Below are 21288 nucleotides of genomic sequence, written 5' to 3'. Positions count from 1 at the left end.
AGCGGCTCGGCTATTTGGCGTCGTGGAAGATGATACCGACGGTGTGGCGCATGCCGGAGCGAAGCCGGCTGACGCCGTGCCTGAGGTTGACGCGGTAATTGCCCCGCGTGCCCTGGACCGGTCGATTGTGGACCGCAAAGGCGACCGCATCGCCCTGGCGCAGCGGCACCACCTCGACGCGGCTTTGCATGCGCGGACGCTGCTCGGTCAGCACGAACTGGCCGCCGGTGAAATCCTTGCCGGGTTCGGACAACAGGATCGCCACCTGCAATGGGAAGGCCAGATCGCCGTAGAGATCCTGGTGCAGGCAGTTGAAGTCGCCGGGAACGTATTGCAGCAGCAGCGGCGTCGGCCGCGTCTGGCCCTGCTCGTGGCATTGCTCGAGGAACGCGGCGTGTTCGTCGGGATAGCGCTGGGCGATCCCCATGCGCTCGTTCCAGTCGTTGGCGACCGCAGCCAGGCGCGGATAGAGCGCGGTGCGCAAGCCGCCGATCAAGTCGGGCAAGGGATAGCGGAAATAGCGATACTCGCCCTTGCCGAAGCCGTGCCGCGCCATGTGGACATGGCTGCGGAAATGGCTCTCGTCCGGATAGAGCCCGGCGATCTGCCGGCACTCCTGCGGCGTCAGCAGCTTTTCCATCACCGCGCAGCCATAGCCGCTCAGCTCGCCGGCGAGTTTCGGCCAATCATAGGCGGCGACGCGCGCCTCCGCCGATTTGATCGCCGCTTTCGCGCCTATCGAATGGATGGTCATGGCTTCGCCTCCTTCTCTACGACCAGAGATGGGTGAGACAGCGCGCGCAGACCACCCGTTTCTTGCCGGGTGAGCTTCGCGGGATGGATATCATCCGATTTCCGATTTCGTTGTCGTGCGCTAAACTTGTTCCACTTCAACGGGACCGCCATCTCAATGATTGTCCAGACCTGCATCAATGGCGCGCGCAGCGCCGATTTCCACCCGCGACTGCCGCTTGATCCCGAAGCCATGGCGCGCGACGGTGCGGCCTCGATTGCCGCCGGTGCGGCCGAGCTGCATGTCCATGCGCGCGGACTCGACGGCCGCGAAAGCATCGCGCCTGCGGCTATGGACCGGACTGTGATGGCGCTCCGCCGTGCCTGCCCTGGAACGCTGATCGGCGTGTCGACCGGCGCCTGGATCGAGAATGACGACGAGCGGACGCTGGCCGCGATCGCCGCTTGGAGCGAGCTGCCCGACTATGCCTCGGTCAATCTGAGCGAAGACGCCGCGCCCGCCGTCATGGAGAGTCTGCGCCAGCGCGGCATCGGCATCGAGGCGGGGCTTGCCTCCGTCGCCGACGCCGAACGCCTGGTGAGCCTCGACCATGGCAAACGGGTGCTGCGCATCCTGCTCGAAATCTCCGAGCAGCCCTTGGACGCGGCGCTGGAGGTCAGTGACGATATCGCCGCCGTGCTCGACGGCGCCGGGATGCGCCGGGCGATCCTGCTGCACGGTGCCGACGCCACGGTCTGGCCTTTCGTGCACCGGGCGGCGGAACGCCGTTGGTCGACGCGCGTCGGGCTGGAAGACGGCAAGGAGCTTCCTGATGGAACAGTAGCACCCGGTAACGCCGCGCTGACAGCGGCAGCCGTCGCTATCTTCGAGACCAGCCGTTAGCGCGGGGAAACAGCCAATCTCCTCTTCACTGGGGAGATGCCAGGTTTTGACAGAGAGGCAGGCCAAAGTCGGGCGGGTCTAAAGTATAGCCGCGTGCTGGTGTCAGTAAAACTTATCTAAAACTTTACGCATTAATTAAACCAGCAATTAATCAGCACATCAACGACCCCGTGTGTTAATGCTCCCCGCACAGGGGACCATTTTTCGATGAACATCATTCCAGAGAATGATCACGCTGCGCCGCGCCGGGTTCAACAGTATACATCGGTACAGATCCTGCGGGGGCTAGCAGCCCTCATGGTTGTTATCTATCATCTTCCGGCCGCACTGGGCATGCTCGATCTGGGTATTCCCATCCTAAACAGTGGTGTCGATCTGTTTTTCGTCATCAGCGGTTTTGTCATGGTTCTCTCGACGGAGAACAGACGTCGCGACCATCGTGCTTTTTTGATGCAGCGCTTCACGCGCGTCGTTCCATTCTATTGGGTTATGACCTTCGTCATGGTCGCCGCACTTTGGTTGTTTGCCGGTCGTGCAGTGTCTCTTGAGCAGCTCACCAATAGCCTGCTTTTCATTCCCTATCTCGACACTGTTACAGGTTATGTCCAACCAGTGCTTGGCGTGGGTTGGACGCTCAATCTGGAAATCCTGTTTTACATTCTGTTCGCGGCAACTATGGGTCTTGGCACCTTGACGCAAATGGCCATGGTCGGCGTTGTCTTTGCAATCGCCGTAGCGGCGCGCATCATCTTCAAACCCGCCGCCGATACTGTGCTGTTTTTCTATACCATGCCAATCCTGTTTGAGTTCCTTGCCGGCATGGCTCTCGGCCACCTGGTCGGCAGGCTGGCGCGTTCGCCTGCCGTCCTGGGTGTCTCGGCACTCGTGTTCGCCATCGTGTCCATGCTGGTGATGGGCCTTGGCTTCAACTTGCCGCGAACCCTTGCTCAGGGAATCCCGGCGTTGATCCTTGTCGCGGCTTGCATAAGCCTGGAAAGCTACTTCCGGCTTCTTGCTCCTCGCGTGCTGGCAAGGTTGGGTGATGCTTCCTACTCTCTCTATCTGACACATCCTATCGTGCTGCTTGCGACCGCTCCTGTCGTTGCAAGCGCCAATGTATCACCATGGCTCGCAGGCATGGTTATTGTCACCGCCTGCATTGCCGTCTCCCTGGCCAGCTATAGTTTTATTGAGAAGCCGCTTTTGGCGATATCTCGGATGAGCCTCTCCGCCTATCAGGTGAAGGCACAATAAGTTGCGGTTGCGCCTCGCAACGATTTTGCGACAACGACATGCATAAAACAAGAAACTTAAAGCGCGTCGCAGGATCCGTTCAATGCGACGCGCTCTAGGTACAAAAATAGCCGCCCGGTTGGACCCGAAGCAGCTTGTTATGCACTTCGACAATGTGTCAGTGGCTACTTTGCAATCATGTAGGCATCGTCAGTGTAGAGTTTGCCAACTCCACCATAGTGGCCCACGCCAAACACGAATGACTGAGGTGTACCTGATCCGTCGGAATCCCGCCCGACCGGCCAGGTTGCGTTCGACGACGATTGCCAAAACACCCCGTCCAGATACCAATCGATGCCTACCCCTTCATAGAGATCCGCGCGCAGCTGAAACCAGCGCCCCTTCGGGGCGGGAACATCGTTAGCCGGATTGTGGACTCCGGCCGCCGCATTCTCCACATGCAGCATCACCACATCGTCAGTCGGATTGTCGGTCAGGTTGACCCACCATGTTGGGTCCTGCTTGAAAGGCGATTGCTCGGTCACCTTGAACTGGAAGATATTCGTCCAGCCGTTTCCCGCGTATTGGTAATCGGAGGAAATGAAAAACCACGCGACATAAGTTCCATCGATCCCTGACGGCGACACCGCCTGGAGCGGACGTCCGAAAGCGTCGTTCTTGGCCAGGCCGCCTGCAAAGAGCCACTCCTTGTAGACTTTGGAGTGGGGCTTCCCGGCATTGATGGCAGCCAGCGTCGTTTCGAACTTTCCGAAGCTGTTGCCGCCGTGCGAGGATACATTCCCTGCGCCGGTCGAGACCAGGCCGCTGATAATTGCGTTCAGGCTGGGATCGGCTTCCGCCGGATTCTCCGCCTGGACGAAAGACCAGTCGGTATAGCACGAGGCTCCGGTGCAAGGCCCCTCCTCCCAGTCCGCTCGCCAGTAGGGCGCATTCTGGGCATATGCGGCGCCAGCTGGCGCCATGGCGGCGGTAATGGTGCAGATTGCCGTCAGCACCAACAGATGAGAAATCTTCTTCATGTCGATCTACCGTTCCTTTCTAAGCTATGGATTCCAGGCACCTCTTGCGCCACTTGCTTCTTTCACCCTCGAACACAGCGCGTCCCGAACGGCGCTGTACCGCCAACTCAAGCCGGCGGCGCTGAACCTTCAAAGGGTATCCGGAAAACAAAAAACCCGCCTCGGGAGGGCGGGTCGGCGGCGCGATTAGCACCATACCCAAATTAGTAGCATAGCTGCCGGCACAAAGCAAGAACAAAATGTGGCATCTGCGACGAAACTGCCGACAGGCACAGGGGCACCGCGGATGACGTGGCTCTTGCCGTTGTTAAAAATCTCTCATAAGGTATTTTCATATCAGCAAGAAAATCCGACCGTTTATTTCCTTTTATGAAAGCCTGAGCGTTTGCGGGAACATCTCGATCAGACCGACCGGCGACTGGTCAAGCTGCTGTCGCAGGATGCGCAGCTTGGCGTCAACCGCCTCGCGGAGAAGATGGCGATCTCGGTGCCGACGGTGCGCATGCGGCTGCGCAACCTGCTCGACCGCAACCTGCTCAAGATCGTCGGACTGCTTAACCTGACCGAACGCCCCGAGCTGATCTCGGCCATCGTCGGCATCAACGCGCAAGGGCGCGGCCGGGCGCGTGAACTGGCGCAGCGCATCTCCGAACTGCCTTTCGTGAACTCGGCCGCCGTCGTCACCGGACGCTTCGACATCATCGTCGACGTAACGGTGGCCGGCGATGTCGCCGATCTCTACCGCGTCACCAGCGAGCTGATCCCCGGCGCCGGTGAGCCGGGCGAAGTCGTGCGCAGCGAGACCTTCGTCGTCATGGCGTCCTGCAACAAATGGGTCAGCCTGCCTGAAGGCTGCTGGTCGGACGAGACGCGAAAGGAAATGGCATGAAGATCGCGGTTCTCGGCGGCCTCGGCCTGCAAGGCCGGGCGGCGATCGCCGATCTCGTTGCCAGCGACGGCGTCGAGCAAGTGGTCTGCCTCGACACCGCAACCGACGGCGCGGCGCGGCTTGGCGGCCTGACCGACCTTGCCCGGGTGCGTTTTGTCGTGCCGGAGGGCGCGATCGGTCCGGTGCTGGCCGATGTGATGAAGGACGTCGACGCGGTCATCGACCTGTTGCCGCAGCCGCTGATGCGCGAGGCGGTGCAGGCGGCGATCGCGACGCGCACGCCGCTGGTCACCACCAATTACGGCAAGGCCATCGCCGATCTCGCTCCCGAGGCCGAAAAGGCCGGCGTCTCGATCGTCACCGAATGCGGGCTCGATCCCGGCATCGACCTTGTGCTCTACGCGCGCGCCGCAAGCCAGTTCGACACCATCACCGCGATCGATTCCTATTGCGGCGGCATTCCCGAACCGAAGGCGGTGGTCGAGCCGCTCCGCTACAAGGTGAGCTGGAATTTCGACATGGTTCTGGTCAGCCAGAACCGCGACAGCGTGCTGGTCGAGGACGGCAACCGGGTCGATGTGCCGGCCGCCCGCCAGCACGACAATCGTTTCATCCACGATATCGAGATCGCCGGGCTGGGCAGGCTCGAGGCCTTCCCCAATGGTGACGCGCCGCATTATGCCGGCATGCTCGCCGCCGCCAAGGGGCTGCAGCGCTCCGGCCGCTATTCGCTGCGCTGGCCCGGCTGGTCGGCGTTCTGGGCGCCGCTGAAGCAGCTTGGCCTCCTGTCCGAGGACAAGGTACCCGGCACCGGCGTCAGCCCACGCGAATTCCTCGGCCGGCTGCTCGGTCCGCAACTGCAATACGGCGCCGACGAAAAGGACCTTTGCGTGATGCGCAACGTCTTTGTCGGCAGCGAAGGCGGCCGCCGCAAGACGGTGACCTCGGAGCTGGTCATCGAACGCGACCTCGCCTCCGGCCTGTTCGGCATGAGCCTTGGCGTCGGCTATCCCGCCAGTATCGTGGCGCAGATGCTGGCACGGCGCGAGATCGCCACGCCCGGCCTGCTCAACCCGCTGCTGCATGTGCCCGATGGCCGCTTCCTCGACGAGCTGGCCAGGCGCGGCATCAAGGTCGCCGAAACGGTGAGCTGGGATTGAAGATTTTCGAACGGTGGTTGCCGCCGGCAACGGCGCCGCCGCTCAAAAGGCGCCCCGATGGGGTGAAACAACAAGTGGAACAACAAACGACAACAAGGAGGAATGCCCAAATGAAGATTGCCAAGCTTTTCATCGCCGGACTTGCGCTCGCCGGCCTCACCGCTGCCGCCAGTGCCGGAACACTCGACGAGATTACCAAGCGCGGTGAGTTGCGCGTCGCCGTGCAGACGCAGGGACCGCCCTTCTCGCTGGTCGGCGCCGCCGGCGAACGCACCGGCAGTTCGGTCGAACTCGCCGAACTGATGGCCAAGGAAATGGGCGTCAAGATCACCTTCCTCGACTTCGACTGGGACGGCCTGATCCCGGCGCTGCTGTCGGGCAAGGCCGATCTTCTGGTTGCCGACATGACGCCGACACTGGCGCGTGGCATGAAGGTCGCCTTCACCAAGCCTTACATGTACACGGGCAGCACCGTCTTCACCAAGGCTGGGACCGCCTTCAAGTCCACCGAGGACTGCAAGGCCAAGGGCACCAAGATCGCGGTGCTGCTCGGCGCCACCGGCGAGAAGGAAGCCAAGGCCGCCTTCCCCGATGCCGACATCAAGAGCTACAAGGGCGGCGGCCCGCTGCTGCTCGACGCCGTCAACAACGGCCAGGCCGATTGCGGCGTCAACGACGTCTCGGCGGTCAAGGGCCAGTCAACCGCTTATCCGGCCGGCAGCTTCATCATCATGCCGGACATGCTGTCGAAGGAGCCACTGGCCTTCGCCACGCGCTATGACGAGCAGGACCTGCTGACCTGGATGAACCTGTTCCTCGACCAGGTCAGCCTCGACGGCCGCCTGCAGAAGAACCTCGATTACTGGGTCAATTCCGACGCCTGGAAGAAGGATCACTGAGTAGAGGGAATAGGGAGTAGGGAGTAGGGAGTAGGGAGTAGGGAGTAGGGAGCGCTACTCGCTACTCGCTACTCGCTACTCGCTACTCGCTACTCGCTACTCACTACTCACTACTCGCTACTCGCTACTCACCAGTCACCAGTCACCGCCCCACCATGCTCGAAAACTTCAGCTTCCGCACCATCGTCGAATATCTGCCCCTGTTCGGGCAGGGCCTCGTCATGACGGTGTGGCTGTCTGTCCTCTCCTTTGCCGGCGCGCTCGCCGTCGGCATCGTGCTCGCCGCAATGAACCTGCAGCGTGGCCGGCTGTTCCGCGTCCCGGCTAAGGCCTATATCGACGCGGTGCGCGCCACGCCGCTGCTGGCGCAGCTTTATTTCCTCTATTTCGGCCTGCCGCGGCTCGGCTTCGTCCTGCCCGAGCTCGTCGTCGGCATCCTGGCCCTGTCGCTGAACAGCGGCGCCTATGTCGCCGAGATCATCCGCGCCGGCATCCTGTCGATCCCGCGCGGCCAGGTGGAGGCCGGCGTCGCTTCGGGCATGACCTATGTCCAGCGCATGCGCCTCGTCATCCTGCCGCAGGCGTTTAAGGTGACGATCCCGCCGCTGCTCGGCCAGGCGATCGTGCTGGTCAAGGATTCCGCGCTGTTGTCGCTGATCTCGGTCGCCGAACTGACGCGCGCCGGACAATTGCTCGCTTCCGACCGCTTCATGCCGGCCGAAGGTTTTATCACCATCGCCGCCTTCTACCTGCTGCTCTATTACGGGCTGAAGGGACTGGCGGCACTCTCCGGGCGCTGGCTCGGCCTGGCGGGGGCACGGACATGATCTGGCAGCAACTGCAAAGCATCGCCGGCAGCTATCCCCTCGCCTTGCGCGGCCTCGGCATGACCGTGGTGCTGTCGTTGATCAGCCTGGTGCTGGGCACCTTGCTCGGCTTCGGCCTCGGCATCCTGCGCACAGGCGGCAACCGGCTGATCAGCAGCGCGATCGGCGGCTGGGTCGACCTGATCCGCGGCACTCCGTTCCTGGTGCAGATTTTCCTGATCTTCTTCATCCTGCCGGAACTCGGCATCGAGCTCGACGCCTTCACCGCCGGCATCATCGCGCTGACCAATCTGGCCGCCTGCTTCATCTGCGAGATCGTCGTCGCCGGCATCCGCTCGGTGCCGACCGGCCAGGTCGAGGCGGCGCTGGCGTCCGGCCTGTCGCGCTGGCAGCGCATGCGCCAGGTGGTGCTGCCGCAAGCGATGCGCATCGTGCTGCCGCCGCTGGTCGGGCAATATGTGCTGCTGATCAAGGATTCCTCGGTCGTTTCGGCCATCGGGCTCACCGATCTCACCCGCGTCGGCTGGCTGGTGGTGCAGCGTGTGCCGAACGGCCTGCTCGTCTTCTTCCTCGTCGGCCTCGGTTATTTCATCGTCTGCTACCCCCTGATCATGCTGGCCCGACGGCTGGAACAGCGCATGGGCGCGGCCCATGGCGAGGTGCAGATATGACGAACCTCAGCAGCAAGAATGGTGCCGGCATGATCGAATTTCGCGGCGTCAACAAATGGTTCGGCCAGCTCAACGTGCTCAGGGATATCACGTTGAGCGTCGAGCCGCGCGAAGTGGTCGTCGTCTGCGGCCCGAGCGGCTCGGGCAAGAGCACCTTGATCCGCTGCATCAATGGCCTGGAGACGATCCGCGACGGCGACCTGACGGTCGACGGCCAGCGCCTCGGCGACCCCGCCACCAACATGACGCGACTGCGCACCGAGATCGGCTTCGTCTTCCAGTCGTTCAACCTCTATCCGCACAAGACGGCGCTCGAGAACGTCACCCTGGCGCCGATCCATGTCCGCAAGATCCCGCGGACTGAGGCCGAGAAGGCCGGGCGCGAGCTGCTCGCCAAGGTCGGCCTCGCCGACAAGGTCGATGCCTATCCGGCGCAGCTCTCAGGCGGCCAGCAGCAGCGCGTGGCGATCGCGCGCTGCCTCGGCATGCGCCCCAAGATCATGCTGTTCGACGAGCCGACCTCGGCGCTCGACCCCGAGATGATCTCGGAAGTCCTCGACGTCATGGTTGCGGTGGCCGAGGAAGGCATGACCATGATGGTGGTGACGCACGAGATGGGCTTTGCCCGCAAGGTCGCCCAGCGCGTCGTGTTCATGGACGCAGGCGCCATCGTCGAGAGCGGCACGCCGGACGAGTTCTTCTCCAACCCGAAGACCGACCGCAGCCGCGCCTTTCTGAGCAAGATCCTGCGGCATTAGAGTTCAAACTCAACTCAGCTGGCTGTCGTCGATGGCCGAGATGGATGGAAAGCGGCCCTTCGCTGGACGTTCCCTAATACGACAGATGCGCGCCGGGCTTCCTCTTAGGGCGGCCATTGCCGCACTTCCACCAGGCCGCTTCCCTTATGCGGGCATCAAATCGATGACCCGCATGATCGCGACCGCACTGCTCGTGTTCTGGGTGCCTTCTGTCGTAGCGCCATTAGCGCAGGCCCAAACATCGCCCTTCTTGACTGTGAACTTTTGTTTGTTGTGAACGACCGAAAGTTCTCCCTCAGTCATGTGGCAGAGCATGTCGTTCTTCATCATGTTGTCAGCCGTCTTCGCTCCGGGCTGAATGACAACATCGCGCAGCTTCACCGTTGCATAGGCTGGTATGACCGACTTGCGCTCACCAAGCGCTACAACTCTGACGCCGGGTGAGACCTCCTTGCCCTCATCGGGGCCGTAAGTCTGGGCGGATGCTGGTGTCCCCCAAGCGATCAGAGGCGTTGCGGCCAGTGTAAGACCGAGTGCAAGTGTGGATCTACGATTGACGGCTTCCATTGTTTCCTCCCTGTTCAAAAGTTGGTCGGAAAGGTAGGCCAACAATCAAGGATGGGCCGTTGCGGCGAAGAGTCAACTGACCTTCCGAGTTAGTTCAGTCTCGCTCGCGGCTAGCGAGGTTTCACAAACCACCCGGGTCGCCGAGACGGAGAGGGGGAATTGCGCTGACCATGTCATTGCGTGCGACCTTGTCCCGACATTAAAGACATTTCATTCTTGCGAATGCCCTCGCTGCCAAAGACCCCTCTCCGGCCGCTTTGCGGCCACATCTCCCCCCGCTTGGCGGGGGCGAGGAAGCCAAACCTATTGCATATCGGCGTGGGTGCTCAATTCGGCCCTCTTCTCATCCGAGACGACGGCGAGGTCGAGGACCTTCTGCAATTCGGCAGCATGCCGGAACGACGGTTCGGCCTGGACGCCGTTGCGGACTGCATCGATGAAGCGCTGGTAGTTGGTGGGCACCGTTCCGGCGTCCAGAACTTGCCATTTAGCGTTCTCGACGTCTTCGCCGAGGAAGGCATGACCATGATGGTGGTGACGCACGGGATGGGCTTTGCCCGCAAGGTCGCCCAGCGCGTCGTGTTCATGGACGCCGGCGCCATCGTCGAGAGCGGCACCCCGGACGAGTTCTTCTCCAACCCGAAGACCGACCGCAGCCGCGCTTTCCTGAGCAAGATCCTGCGGCATTAGGAGGGCATTAGGACAAAGCGGACCTCAGACGATGCCGTGCTTTCTCAACAGCGCCTGCTCGTCGTCTGATATCCAGCCGAAAACCTTCGGCTCCGCGTCCAATTTCTGCACGAGGTAGTGGACGTCAAAATCTATCGCCACCTTCGATTGATCCCTGCGGGCATAGGTTGCCGTCCAGGCGACATGGGCCACGCAATGATGTTCGTCTATCGGCGAGAGCCTGAGGTTGCGTATCCGCATTTCCTTCGTACCTATCGCGCGATAGTGCGCATAGCCTTGCGCCATGACCTGCTTGAGTTGCCCATCGTTCTTTCCAGTCATGACCCCGGCGGGCGAAGCCGCTATGAAGTCCGAAGCATACAGCGATGCGACTTCATCCATGTCCATGTCGCCGCCGAGGGACTGGTTGAAAAAGCGCTCATATCTCTCGAATAGCTTCCTTACGCTGGTTTCCATCATTTCATCTCCAGGTGAGGCTATGTTGGGTGGGAGCAGGAAACGCTCCGCCGATCTCCGACATCCGCAATGGCCTCAGCCATGATGACTTCGTCCCGGGGGTGGAGCAAGGAGCGAAGCGACGCGGCGCAGACCCTGGGATGACGAATGCGTGGTGCGACCCGATTGTGCACGACTTCGATGCCACCCTTGTCGCCGCAGACGCAACAAGCGAAGCCCTGTTGCTCGGCCCTCGTGATGGCGAGCGCGCGGCTGTCGGAGGCGCGCTCGACCCATTTCAATTTGGGCGATCGGAGCTATAGCCGCGCCCCTAGTCAAGCACGACCACGGCCTCCACCTCGAAGAGCATCGGGTCGATTGCAAGCTTGGGAACGGGAATTAGAGTCTGCGCCGGCAGCGCCTCGCCGAACATCTCCTTGACGTTCTTGGTCAAGACCCCAAGCTTGGACATATCGTGATCGACCACAAAGACCGTGAGCTTGGCGACCTGATCCGGCCTGGCACCGAGCGCATCGAGGGCGGTGCGCAAATTTGCGTAGGCCTGCGCAACCTGGACAGCGAAGTCGGGCGACAAGGCTCCCGTGCTGTCCTGGCCGCCCTGTCCGGAGATGTAGGCCAGCCGGGCTCCGCGGGGCGGGATCACCGCCGTGCTGTAGCCATTCGGCGATGGGTCATAGAGGTTTTGTGGATTGACGATGGTCAGCTTGAGATCATTCGCTGTGGCAGTGGAAACGCCCATGGTCATCACGATTAACCCTCCGATAAGCAGGCGCCTGGCGCGTGGCATGATTTTCTCTTGGCTCTGCCGACTGCGAGCAAGACACCCTCGCGGCCGGCATGATTGATATCGGCGATCGACTCGTACGCCGCACGAGCCAGTCGCATGGTACGTCGTACGAGTCAATCGTTCAGGATCGACATTCGTCGCGTTGCCGGTCAAAATCGACGGCCCGAACAGCGAGGAAGACGGATGGCAGCCAAACGTAGCGGCGCCCGGAGCACGCGATCTCAGCGGACAAGCGGGTCGCTCCAGCCCGTGCAGGAGCCGCGCAGTGAACCGCCTCTCTCGCGGGAACGTATCGTGGCGACCGCGGTAGAACTGCTGGACGCTCAAGGGGTCGACGGATTGACGATGCGTCGGCTGGCCGATCGCCTCGGCTCGGGCGTGATGAGCCTATATTGGCACGTCGACAACAAAGAGGATGTCTTTGATCTGGCGCTCGATTCGGTGCTCGAATATGGCGGACCGCCGCAACTGGTTGAGCCTCGAGACTGGCGCGGAGAAGTCGTCCATATGCTCGAAGACTGGCGCGCCAGCATGCTGCGCCATCCTTGGTCGGCATCGCTGTTGCCGCGCCGGGCGCTCGGCGCGAACATCCTCAGTCGCCTTGAACTGCTGAGCAAGACCTTGTCCAGGGCCGGTGTGGCGGACGCAGATTTGAACGTCGCGATATGGTCGCTGTGGAACTATGTGATGGGCGCCACCATCAGCCGGGCGAACTTCGACCTCTCGTACGACGGCAGAGCCGACACGCAGCAGCGCCTTACAGGGCTCAGCCAACGCTATCCGACGATCGAACGCTCTCGTCTGCTGTTGGATAACGATTGGGATGGTGCTTTCCGGAAAGGCCTCGGCTTCCTGCTCGATGGCCTCTCTCCAAGACAATGAACTCTGCTTTCAGAGTCGTGACTTCCTGCCGTGAATGGCCGAGATGCAAACTCGGTTTTGTTTTGACCCTGACCGCCCCCGCCCCGCCGCGAGGAACCCAGGCCTATTGCGCATCCGCGTGCGTGCTCAATTCAGCCCGCTTCTCATCCGAGACGACGGCGAGGTCGAGGACCTTCTGCAATTCGGCAGCATGCCGGAACGACGGTTCGGCCTGGACGCCGTTGCGCACTGCATCGACGAAGCGCTGGTAGTTGGTCTGCACCGTTCCGGCGTCCAGAACCTGCCATTTGGCGTTCTCGACATCTTCGCCGATGCAGGCTTTCAGCTCTGAGCCGGTCAGATTGTGCACGACTTCGATGCCGCCCTTGTCGCCGTAGATGCGCAGGCGGAGTTCGTTCAAATGGCCGGTTGCCCAGCGGCTGGCATGGACGACGCCGAAAGCGCCATTGCTGAAATCCAGCGACATGGTGAAACTGTCATTAGCGTCGAGCCCGTACTCGCCGATCCGGTTGCCGGGCGCCTTGTCGAAGGATCTCAGCCGGCAGAACACATGGTCGATGTCGAGCGCCGCGCCATAGCTGGCGAAATCGAGGATATGGATGCCGACGTCGCCCAGCACGCCATTGGAGCCGTGGCCGCGCGACAGCCGCCACAACCATTTCGGATCGGTGCGCCAGTCGCCCCAGAACTTGGACACCAGCCAGCTCTGCAGATAGGACGCCTCGACATGCCTGACCGTGCCGATCTCGCCGGCCAGCACCATGGCGCGCGCTCTCTGCAGCGGCGCGACGTTGCGATAGGTCAGGTTGACCATGTTGATGATGCCGGCCCGCTCGGCGGCATTGGCCATCTCACTGGCCTTCTCGAAATTTTCGGCCAGCGGTTTCTCGCACAGCACCGGCTTGCCTGCCGCGATCAGCATCATGGTGGTCGGATGGTGGATGCGATCCGGCGTCACGTTCGCCACCGCGTCGAACTTGCCCCATGCCAGCGCCTCGTCCAACGACGCGAACCGGTTGGGGATACCGTAGATCTCCGAAAACTTGTCGACACGCGTACGGTCGAGATCGACGGCGCCGATCAGTTCGACGCCCTCGATCTTGCCGAACTGCCTGGCGTGCTCCTCCGCCATCCAACCGGTGCCGAGTATCAAGAGGCGCATGATTCTTATCCTTAGGACAGGGCTTTATCTTCTTGTTCGACCATGGATTTGTGGTCTAGCGAAAGCCGGCTTCGCCGGCGGAATGAAGTTTTCCGCCGCGCTCGACGATCGGCTCGAGCGCCTTTTCCGCCGGCACGTTCGGCGCATCGAGGATGGCCGGATTGGAGCCGAGCGGGTTGTGCGCCCATTTCACCGCATTGCGCAGCACCTTGTGGACGTTGGCATCGTGATAGGTCGGATAGGTCTCGTGGCCGGGCCTGAAATAGAAGATGTTGCCGGCGCCGCGGCGATAGGTCAGCCCCGACCGGAACACTTCGCCGCCCTGGAACCACGAGATGAACACGGTCTCGAGCGGCTCCGGCACGGCGAACTGCTCGCCATACATCTCCTCGTTCTCGAGCTCGAAATACTCGCCGATCCCGGCTGCGATCGGGTGGTTGGGGCTGGTCACCCAAAGCCGCTCGCGCTCGCCCGCCTCGCGCCATTTCAGCGTACAGGGCGTGCCCATCAGCTTCTTGAAAATCTTCGAGAAATGGCCGGAATGGAGAACGATCAGCCCCATGCCCTCCCAGACACGGCGCGCCACGCGCTCGACCACTTCGTCGGCGACGGCGCCATGGTCCTTGTGCCCCCACCACAGCAAGACATCGGTCTCGGCCAGACGGTCGGCCGGCAGCCCATGCTCCGGCTGCTCCAGGGTTGCCCACGACACCGAAATCTCGGGGTCGAGCTTCAGCGCATTGGCAATCGTCGCGTGCATGCCCGCGGGATAGATGCCGGCGACCACCTCATTGGTCCGCTCATGGATATTCTCGCCCCAAACGACAGCGCGTATTGTCATGATGTCCTCTTGATTGTTTGAAGCTGGAGCCGCCCGACCGGTCAGTCATAATATCCCCGGCCGGGAATGAAAACCGTTTCGCGGCCGGCTGCTGACAATCTGTTGGAAATCGGGCGGGAAAGTCCACGCGGCAAAACCAGCGATGCCGGCGCTGTTCCCGCCGACATCTCACATGTTTGCGCTGCCTGCGAATAACCTAAGCGCCGCGGCCCTCTTGGGCGACGCGTGTCAGCGGCTTCGACAGCCGCGGCACCACGACAAGGCGCTTGATCTTGCCTTTCTTGTAGGCGGCGAGGAAGCGGGCATAGTCCTTGAAGACGACGCAGCCATTGGATTCGGCGCGGCCGCCGCGCAGCATGTAGGTGTGGGCGAGCAGGCCGTCGCGGCCATATTTGTTGCTGCCGCTGGCAGGGGTGAGACGCAGTGCCTCGACGCCGTGGAAGCGCGATTCCCGCAGCGTCAGATTGTAGGTGTCGGGCGGCGTCGGACCGACATTCTTCTTGTGAACGTAGCGCGGCTGGTCGACCATCGAACCGTATCCCGAATGTGCCTCCAGCCGCGAGCCGTCGGGCATATAGACGGTCTTGGCCGAGATGTCGTAGACGGCGACGCCGCTGCCCATGCCAGGCGTGGTGAACAGGTTCCTGAAGGCCCCGCCGAGTCCGCCGGAAGGCATGTCGGGCTTGGCATAGGCCAGCATGTCGCCGCCCTGCGTCTTCGACCGTTTGCCCGGCTTGCCCGACACCGCCGGCACTGCCGCTTGTGACGAATTGCGAGGCGACAGGCTGCCGGGTTGCGTCTCGACCGGCGGAGCATCGGCCGTCTGGACCTTGCTCGCCCTGGATGCCTGGGTCTTCGATGCCTGGGCCTTGGATGCCTGGGGCGGCTCCGTTTTTGCTGCCTGATCCTTTGGCGTCCGGTCTTTCGGCGCCCGGTCTTTCGAGGCTTGAGTCTGGGGCGCCGGCTGATCGATGACCGCCCGCGGACGCAGCGTCGGCAGCGGAATGCTGTCGGGCATGTCGTCCTGCGGCGGCAGCGAGGCCAACTGGACCTCAGGTTCTTGCGGCTCTTGTGAAGCCGCGGGCTCGCTTGCCATGACGGCTGCCGGGAGCACGTCGATCATCTGCTCCGGCAACGTATTCGCCAGCGCCAGCGCCAGGCGCGACGAGCGTTCGATCTCCGCCACCGCCGGCCCGAAGCGCACCGATGCCGGGCCGTTCGGGTCGGGTATGCGTACCGGCTCGGCGAACCGGGCATCGGCCGGCAGGCTGGCGAGCATGACGGGTGAGCCGGAGGAGGCACGGGCAAAGGCAGCGGCAAGCTTTTGCGGCGACAGCGCGGCTTTGGCCACCACGTCGTCGAAGCTGGATTGCCGCGATGCATCGGCGACAAGCGGCACGGTATTGCGCTTGAGACGCGCCGATTTTCCCTGGTGAACGAAGTTCGACGCCGACCGCAGGCAGTTGGCATCGCATCCGTGCTGCAGCAACTGGGCCGACAGCGCTGCGTTTGCAGCGGCCCATGTCGGGGCCTGCGCCTTTGCAAGGCTGCGGCGAGGATCGGCGAGCGCGATGGTGCGCGGCGCGAGCAGGCTTTGCGGGAGACCGTTGGAAGCGGCGGTGAGCGAGGTTCCCATCGAATAAAGGCCGGCCAAGGTCGCCACCGACCATAAAGCAATGGCTGCGCCGACGGCCGGAACCGCGACCCAGCGCAGGCCGGGCCTCATCGAAGTCAATCCAGTTGCAGGACTGTCACCCCGGGTTTTCGCACTTACAAACGCCATTCAACCACTCTCAATCGGCCGTTGCCGGCTAGCGGATTTCGCAGCCGTGACATTCACAGTTCGCCTGGTGCCCCCAGCACACTTCGCGTCTGTTGCCGATTGATTCAAAAGATGGACAAAGTTGGTTAACCAATCCCTCTACCGACCGCCGATTGGGCGACGGTCACACCGAAAAACGCCCTCCAAAACCTGCATAGTTGGCAAAACTGCCCTCCAATGATGACTTTGCTGCCCGTTTTTGTCGGCCGAGTCAAGAAAGCGAAATGACTAGACCTTGCTGGGCGGAGTCGGCGACGGCTGCCAAAGTGAAGCCAGGCCGACCGAAATCGCGCCGCCGGCAGCCGCCGCCATCAAGCCCCGGCGATCGGTCGAACTGGCGGTTATCGACCTGCCACTTGTCGACCTGCCACTTGGGCGAATGAACGATTAACGTCTGGGAATTCAGGATAGCGGCAAGACGTTTACTGCTCAGCGCTGGAACGGAATATCCAGCACCTCAAGCAAATTCCAGGAAAAGTGTGAAACGGTTTTCCGCCCGGAAAACGATGAACCGTTCAGACCACAGCCATGATTATGTGAGCCTGGATTTTGGCAGCAACCTCGCCGCTGCCATGCCTGTCTGCAATCGCGGCTGCGGCGTAGTCGGTTGCAGCATCCAGTTTTCCCGCCTCCCTGGCCTCGATTTCGTTGCGAAGCAGAGTGCCCTGGCAATAAGCAACGGCCGGAAGACGCGGCGAGGAGGCACGGCTTTGTTCGGCCCTCGTCTCGATCACCACACCGGAAAAACCTGCGTCCTCCAGTTCGCGACGGATCAGTGCCGTATCGTGGTAGCCATGCGGCGTGCGGGCCAGAAAGCGCGGCGGATCGTTCGGAAAAATCCTTGCGAGAGCATTCGTCACATCGTCGGCAAATACATTCTCCTCGATGCGATCCCATACGCTGAATAGGAAATGTCCGCCAGGCTTCAGAACTCGCCGGGCTTCGCGGTAGGCAGATGAGCGGTTGGGAAAGAACATCGCACCGAACTGACAACAAACGAGATCGAAGGTCGCATTTTCAAACGGCAGCGCCAGAGCATCGGCCTGACGCCATTCGATGCGATCATCGGGAGCTTGCCGCGAAGCGGCGTAGTCGAGCATCGGCTGGTTGAGGTCGGTTACGACATAGCTTGCACTGGGGGCCAGTTTTGGCGCCAATGCGCGGGTGACAACCCCGGTGCCCGCGGCGGTTTCCAGAACGGCCTTGGGCGACAAGGACGCGGCCCGTCGTGCAAGATCTGCGGCGAACGGCTCGAAAATCAACGGCACCATATAGCGGTCGTAGTTTTCCGGAATCGAGCCAGCGAACACCTTGTCCGTTTCCAACATTGCTATCCCCCGCCGTCCGTTTGATGGCTCGCCAGCATAGCATGGAATTGTTTGTTATTCGGTCGCATTCGACCGGGAGGCGGTTCGCTCATGGACCCTCCGAAACGGCGTTCTGCAGTTATCTGCAAATGTGCTAACATAGAGTGGCCATGCACATTGGTGCGTCGCCAACATAATGGTAGGATGCGATGAAAACCATAAATCGCAGGTCTGCAATTGCGCTCGGCGTGACGGCGGCCGCGGTAACGCCTTTGTTCACGCTGGCGGCAGCTGCAAAGGTCAAGAAATACGGCCCGAAGGAAGGCAAGGAAATAGCCCCCGGCGTCAGGGTGGTCGAGGTCGGCACCGGCAATTCCGATATCCCCGCCTACAAGAGCATCTCAATTGTCGATGTGGTCTTTCAGCCGGGAGCAGCCGCTCCCGCAATGGTAATGGACAACGACATGGTATGCACCATTGCCGCCGGTGAATTCACGGTCAAGAAAGCCGACAAGCAATTCAAGCTCAAGGAAGGTGACATGTATACCTGCTCCAAGGGCAAGACCGAGGCGGCAGCCAACACCAGCAAGGTGGTCGGCATCCACCGCATCGCCGTCTTGATGCCTGCCTAGCGCATGCCAACGAAAACCGGCCCGCGTCCTCGTCCGGGACGCGGGCCTTTTTGATGATGTTCGTGGCGGTTTCTCTCTCGGTCCGCTTTGCAAGTGTGCGTTTATATTAGAGATCACGCAAGTTTCTGGATGACTGCCGGCCGGTATGCGGCCTGCATTGGCGGATTAGCAATCCGGCAGCGCGCTGAGCGTTTGGCTTCACGAAACGGCTCGGTGCTCTTCCCGGGCAGCCTCCCAGACCTCGCGCGCCGCGTCTGCATTCAGTGCCGCGATTCCCAGCCCGACGATCAGATCCGGCCATGCCGAGCGCCATAGGAAGGCCGTCACCAGTCCGGCCAGTATGATCGCGATGTTGGCGACGGCGTCGTTGCGGGCCGAGAGGAATGCCGCCCTGGTAAGACTGCCGCTGTGGTGGCGGTAGCGCGCCAGCATGTAGGCGCATGACAGGTTGACCGCCAAGGCGCCCAACCCCGCCAGCGTCAGGGCCGTTGGCTGCGGCGGCACCGGCATGTTGAACTTTTCCCACGCGGTCCACAGCGTCGCCAGGCCCGGCACCAAAAGGATAAGTGCCAGCGCCATGCCGACCCGCGAGCGGGCACGCAGCGACCATCCCATGGCGAGCAGTATCAGGAGATTGACCGAGGCATCTTCCAGAAAATCGACGCTGTCGGCGAACAGCGACACCGAGCCGATCGCCAGCGCCACGGCGAATTCAATGCCGAAATAACCGAGGTTCAGCAGCGCGACGACAAGCACCACCCGGCGAAGGCCGTCCGACGTAATGGCTTGCTGCATGGTCTGTCCCGATGTGATGGTGTTGATGCTCTTACCAGCTGCTCTTCCAGCGCAACAGCCGCATGGCATTGGCTGTCACCAGGACCGTCGCCCCGGTGTCGGCGAGAATGGCCGGCCAAAGGCCGGTGATACCGGTGATCGTCGTCACCAGGAACACTGCCTTCAGCCCCAATGCCATTGTAATGTTCTGTTTGATGTTGGCCATGGTTGCTTGGGACAGCCGGATCATGGCGGCGACGTCACCGACGCGCCCATGCAGCACCGCTGCGTCAGCCGTTTCAAGAGCCACGTCCGTGCCGCCGCCCATGGCGATGCCGACATCGGCCGCGGCAAGTGCCGGCGCATCGTTGATGCCATCGCCGACCTTGGCGATCCTGAACCCCTGCCCCTTCAACTCACCGATAATGCGCTGCTTGTCCTCGGGCAGCAATTCGGCGCGCGCCTCGATGCCGAGATGCTTGCCGATGGCAGCCGCGGTGCGCTTGTTGTCACCGGTCAGCATAACTGTTTTGATGCCCGCATCGGTCAGCGCCTTTAGACCCGCCAATGCGTCCGGCCGTGGTTCGTCGCGCATGGCGATGAAGCCGCCAAGAGCGTCGTCGATGACCAGCACCGACACCGATTTTCCTTCATCGTTGAAGGCCGCGATGCGTGCAGCGTGGTCGGCCGGCAGCGGCGCCTTTTCGCCGGCAGCGGCCGGCGAGCCCAGAAACAGGCTCTTGCCGCCGACGCGACCGACGACGCCCTTGCCGCCAATCGCCCTGGCCTCGGCAGCAGGTGGCACCGGAACCTTGTCAGCATTGGCCCTTTGCAGAATGGCCAGGGCCATCGGATGACTGGAACCGGTCTCGAGCGCTGCCGCCAGGGAAAGAATCTCGCATTCACGGACGCTCACTGCAACGACATCGGTGACCTGCGGCTTGCCGAGCGTCAGCGTGCCGGTCTTGTCGAGCGCCACGGCAGTGATGGTGCCGAGCCCTTCCAGCACCGCGCCGCCCTTCATCAGCAGGCCGCGCCGGGCGCCCGCCGAAAGCGACGCCGCAATTGCCGCCGGCACAGAAATGACCAGCGCGCACGGACAGCCGATGAGCAGCAGCGCCAGACCTTTGTAAATCCATTCGTTCCAATCGCCGCCAAGGAGCAGCGGTGGCATGATCGCGACGAGCGCCGCGACGGCGACCACGCCGGGCATGTACCAGCGTGAGAACCGGTCGATGAAACGCTCGGTGGGCGCCTTGCTTTCCTGCGCCTCCTCGACCAGCTTGACGACTCGTGCGATCGTGTTGTCGGCGGCGGCCGCCGTGACCTTGACGCGCAGCACGCCGTCGCCGTTGATAGTGCCGGCGAAAACCTCGTCGCCAACCTTTTTGCCCACCGGGATGCTTTCACCCGAAACAGGCGATTCATCAATGCCGCTGTCACCCTCGGTGATCTCGCCATCAGCCGGAATCCGATCACCGGGCCGCACCAGAATGATGTCCCCCACGGCCAGGCTTTCGGCCGGCACCTCGCGGCTCCTCCCATCCTCTTCGACCAGCGCGGTCTTGGGAACCAGTGTGGTGAGCGCCTGGATGCTAGAACGTGCCTTCCCAGCGGCCACCCCTTCCAGTAATTCGCCGATCAGGAACAGGAAGACCACTGTCGCCGCTTCCTCGCCGGCGCCGATAATGACGGCGCCGGCGGCCGCCACGGTCATCAGCATTTCGATTGTGAACGGAATGCCGGCGAGTGCGGCCATGACCGCCCGGCGCGCGATCGGCACCAAGCCGAGCAGCGTGGCAGCGATGAAGGCCCATGGGCCAGTCGCGGGCCAGGCGTAATGAACCGCGAAAGCCATCGCCAGGGCAACGCCGCTGGCGATGGTCAGGCGGTCCTTGGCGCCGTTCCACCACGGCCCCGACATCGGCGCATCATCGTTGCCGTGCAACCCCGCTAATTTCTTGTCGTGACTGTGCGTTCTGTGGTCATGGTCGGCCAATTGATCGGAGGCCGGCGCTCCAGACTTGGCGGTCAGCGGAGCAACAGCGTAGCCGAGACCGGTGACTTTCCTCTCGATCGCGTCAAGATTGCTTTCGGAAGTATGAAGGACCGTCAGAGTGCCCGCCGAAATGGACACGTTAACATCCTGCACACCAGGCATCCGCCGCACAGCCGTATCGATTTTGCTGGCACAGCTCGCGCAATCCATGCCTTCAACGCGGTAGCGGGTCTGTTGTTTGGTCGCAGCCAAGGTG

The 21288-nt window shown here is 62.2% G+C and carries 21 protein-coding genes and 2 pseudogenes; 11 read left to right on the top strand and 12 right to left on the bottom strand.

Going from position 1 to position 21288, the window contains the following annotated elements; genetic code table 11:
- Positions 1-10 precede the first annotated feature (10 nt).
- Positions 11-754 carry a 2OG-Fe(II) oxygenase gene (locus tag NKI50_RS08425; protein ID WP_352641015.1) on the bottom strand — a complete coding sequence of 248 codons (744 nt, stop codon included), beginning with the start codon at positions 752-754 and terminating at the stop codon, positions 11-13.
- A 156-nt stretch (positions 755-910) separates the two neighbouring features.
- Here NKI50_RS08425 and NKI50_RS08420 point away from each other — a divergent pair, with 156 nt between their 5' ends.
- The gene (locus tag NKI50_RS08420) at positions 911-1636 is read left to right on the top strand and encodes a 3-keto-5-aminohexanoate cleavage protein (protein WP_352641017.1); all 726 of its coding nucleotides are present in this window, start codon (positions 911-913) and stop codon (positions 1634-1636) included.
- Positions 1637-1843: 207 nt separating this feature from the next.
- The gene (locus NKI50_RS08415; protein WP_352641018.1) at positions 1844-2890 is read left to right on the top strand and encodes an acyltransferase family protein; all 1047 of its coding nucleotides are present in this window, start codon (positions 1844-1846) and stop codon (positions 2888-2890) included.
- A 164-nt stretch (positions 2891-3054) separates the two neighbouring features.
- Here the strand turns inward: NKI50_RS08415 and NKI50_RS08410 are convergent, their stop codons facing one another.
- Complete coding sequence (locus NKI50_RS08410) at positions 3055-3909, bottom strand: hypothetical protein (RefSeq protein WP_023720606.1); 855 nt, start codon at positions 3907-3909, stop codon at positions 3055-3057.
- A gap of 385 nt (positions 3910-4294) precedes the next feature.
- Here NKI50_RS08410 and NKI50_RS08405 point away from each other — a divergent pair, with 385 nt between their 5' ends.
- From NKI50_RS08405 to NKI50_RS08380, 6 genes are all read left to right on the top strand, one after another.
- Positions 4295-4798 (top strand): Lrp/AsnC family transcriptional regulator, encoded by a 504-nt coding sequence (locus NKI50_RS08405; RefSeq protein ID WP_023677254.1) that lies wholly within the window; start codon positions 4295-4297, stop codon positions 4796-4798.
- A complete protein-coding gene (locus tag NKI50_RS08400; RefSeq protein ID WP_352641020.1) occupies positions 4795-5958 on the top strand; it encodes a saccharopine dehydrogenase family protein in 1164 nt (387 codons plus the stop codon). Before NKI50_RS08405 ends, NKI50_RS08400 begins: the two co-directional genes overlap by 4 nt.
- Before the next feature lie 110 nt (positions 5959-6068).
- Entirely contained in the window at positions 6069-6857 is a 789-nt protein-coding gene (locus tag NKI50_RS08395; protein WP_023720608.1) for an ABC transporter substrate-binding protein, read from the top strand.
- A 155-nt stretch (positions 6858-7012) separates the two neighbouring features.
- Positions 7013-7684: an amino acid ABC transporter permease gene (locus tag NKI50_RS08390; protein ID WP_352641022.1), complete on the top strand. Its 672-nt coding sequence runs from the start codon at positions 7013-7015 to the stop codon at positions 7682-7684.
- Positions 7681-8355, top strand: a complete 675-nt coding sequence (locus NKI50_RS08385; RefSeq protein WP_352484003.1) for an amino acid ABC transporter permease — start codon at positions 7681-7683, stop codon at positions 8353-8355. The genes NKI50_RS08390 and NKI50_RS08385 overlap by 4 nt, the downstream gene beginning before the upstream one ends.
- 29 nt (positions 8356-8384) lie before the next feature.
- Positions 8385-9113 (top strand): amino acid ABC transporter ATP-binding protein, encoded by a 729-nt coding sequence (locus NKI50_RS08380; protein WP_376703691.1) that lies wholly within the window; start codon positions 8385-8387, stop codon positions 9111-9113.
- Between the two features lie 144 nt (positions 9114-9257).
- On the opposite strand, the gene NKI50_RS08375 is transcribed toward NKI50_RS08380, so the two are convergent.
- Together NKI50_RS08375 and NKI50_RS08370 are read right to left on the bottom strand one after the other, a co-directional pair.
- Entirely contained in the window at positions 9258-9680 is a 423-nt protein-coding gene (locus NKI50_RS08375) for a hypothetical protein (RefSeq protein ID WP_352641025.1), read from the bottom strand.
- Between the two features lie 303 nt (positions 9681-9983).
- Positions 9984-10199 (bottom strand): annotated as a pseudogene (locus tag NKI50_RS08370) (Gfo/Idh/MocA family protein); the annotation flags it as partial.
- Between NKI50_RS08370 and NKI50_RS08365 the strand changes: the two are divergent.
- A pseudogene (locus NKI50_RS08365) lies at positions 10173-10370 on the top strand (polar amino acid ABC transporter ATP-binding protein); the annotation flags it as partial. The pseudogenes NKI50_RS08370 and NKI50_RS08365 sit on opposite strands and share 27 nt — an antisense overlap.
- Positions 10371-10394: 24 nt before the next feature.
- On the opposite strand, the gene NKI50_RS08360 reads toward NKI50_RS08365, so the two are convergent.
- Entirely contained in the window at positions 10395-10826 is a 432-nt protein-coding gene (locus NKI50_RS08360; protein ID WP_023720614.1) for a DUF6841 family protein, read from the bottom strand.
- A 310-nt stretch (positions 10827-11136) separates the two neighbouring features.
- On the bottom strand, positions 11137-11613 hold the full coding sequence (locus tag NKI50_RS08355) for a RidA family protein (protein WP_352639468.1): 477 nt from the start codon (positions 11611-11613) through the stop codon (positions 11137-11139).
- Positions 11614-11796: 183 nt separating this feature from the next.
- Here NKI50_RS08355 and NKI50_RS08350 point away from each other — a divergent pair, with 183 nt between their 5' ends.
- The gene (locus NKI50_RS08350; RefSeq protein ID WP_352639466.1) at positions 11797-12495 is read left to right on the top strand and encodes a TetR/AcrR family transcriptional regulator; all 699 of its coding nucleotides are present in this window, start codon (positions 11797-11799) and stop codon (positions 12493-12495) included.
- A gap of 103 nt (positions 12496-12598) precedes the next feature.
- Here NKI50_RS08350 and NKI50_RS08345 read toward each other — a convergent pair whose 3' ends face one another.
- From NKI50_RS08345 to NKI50_RS08330, 4 genes are all read right to left on the bottom strand, one after another.
- Positions 12599-13657, bottom strand: a complete 1059-nt coding sequence (locus NKI50_RS08345; protein WP_352639464.1) for a Gfo/Idh/MocA family protein — start codon at positions 13655-13657, stop codon at positions 12599-12601.
- A 55-nt stretch (positions 13658-13712) separates the two neighbouring features.
- The gene (locus tag NKI50_RS08340) at positions 13713-14498 is read right to left on the bottom strand and encodes a ThuA domain-containing protein (RefSeq protein ID WP_352639462.1); all 786 of its coding nucleotides are present in this window, start codon (positions 14496-14498) and stop codon (positions 13713-13715) included.
- 196 nt (positions 14499-14694) lie between these two features.
- Entirely contained in the window at positions 14695-16224 is a 1530-nt protein-coding gene (locus tag NKI50_RS08335) for a DUF2778 domain-containing protein (protein ID WP_352484007.1), read from the bottom strand.
- A 611-nt stretch (positions 16225-16835) separates the two neighbouring features.
- Positions 16836-17648: a class I SAM-dependent methyltransferase gene (locus NKI50_RS08330; protein WP_352484008.1), complete on the bottom strand. Its 813-nt coding sequence runs from the start codon at positions 17646-17648 to the stop codon at positions 16836-16838.
- A 188-nt stretch (positions 17649-17836) separates the two neighbouring features.
- Between NKI50_RS08330 and NKI50_RS08325 the strand changes: the two genes are divergently transcribed.
- A complete protein-coding gene (locus NKI50_RS08325) occupies positions 17837-18259 on the top strand; it encodes a hypothetical protein (protein ID WP_352484009.1) in 423 nt (140 codons plus the stop codon).
- A 198-nt stretch (positions 18260-18457) separates the two neighbouring features.
- Here the strand turns inward: NKI50_RS08325 and NKI50_RS08320 are convergent, their stop codons facing one another.
- Both NKI50_RS08320 and NKI50_RS08315 read right to left on the bottom strand, forming a co-directional pair.
- Positions 18458-19054 (bottom strand): cation efflux transmembrane domain-containing protein, encoded by a 597-nt coding sequence (locus tag NKI50_RS08320; protein WP_023720625.1) that lies wholly within the window; start codon positions 19052-19054, stop codon positions 18458-18460.
- A gap of 31 nt (positions 19055-19085) precedes the next feature.
- Positions 19086-21242: a heavy metal translocating P-type ATPase gene (locus NKI50_RS08315; RefSeq protein WP_502900345.1), complete on the bottom strand. Its 2157-nt coding sequence runs from the start codon at positions 21240-21242 to the stop codon at positions 19086-19088.
- Positions 21243-21288 lie beyond the last annotated feature (46 nt).

This window comes from Mesorhizobium sp. M0563 (assembly GCF_040321065.1).
Classification (GTDB): Bacteria; Pseudomonadota; Alphaproteobacteria; order Rhizobiales; family Rhizobiaceae; genus Mesorhizobium.
This window is presented reverse-complemented; position numbering and strand designations above follow the sequence as displayed.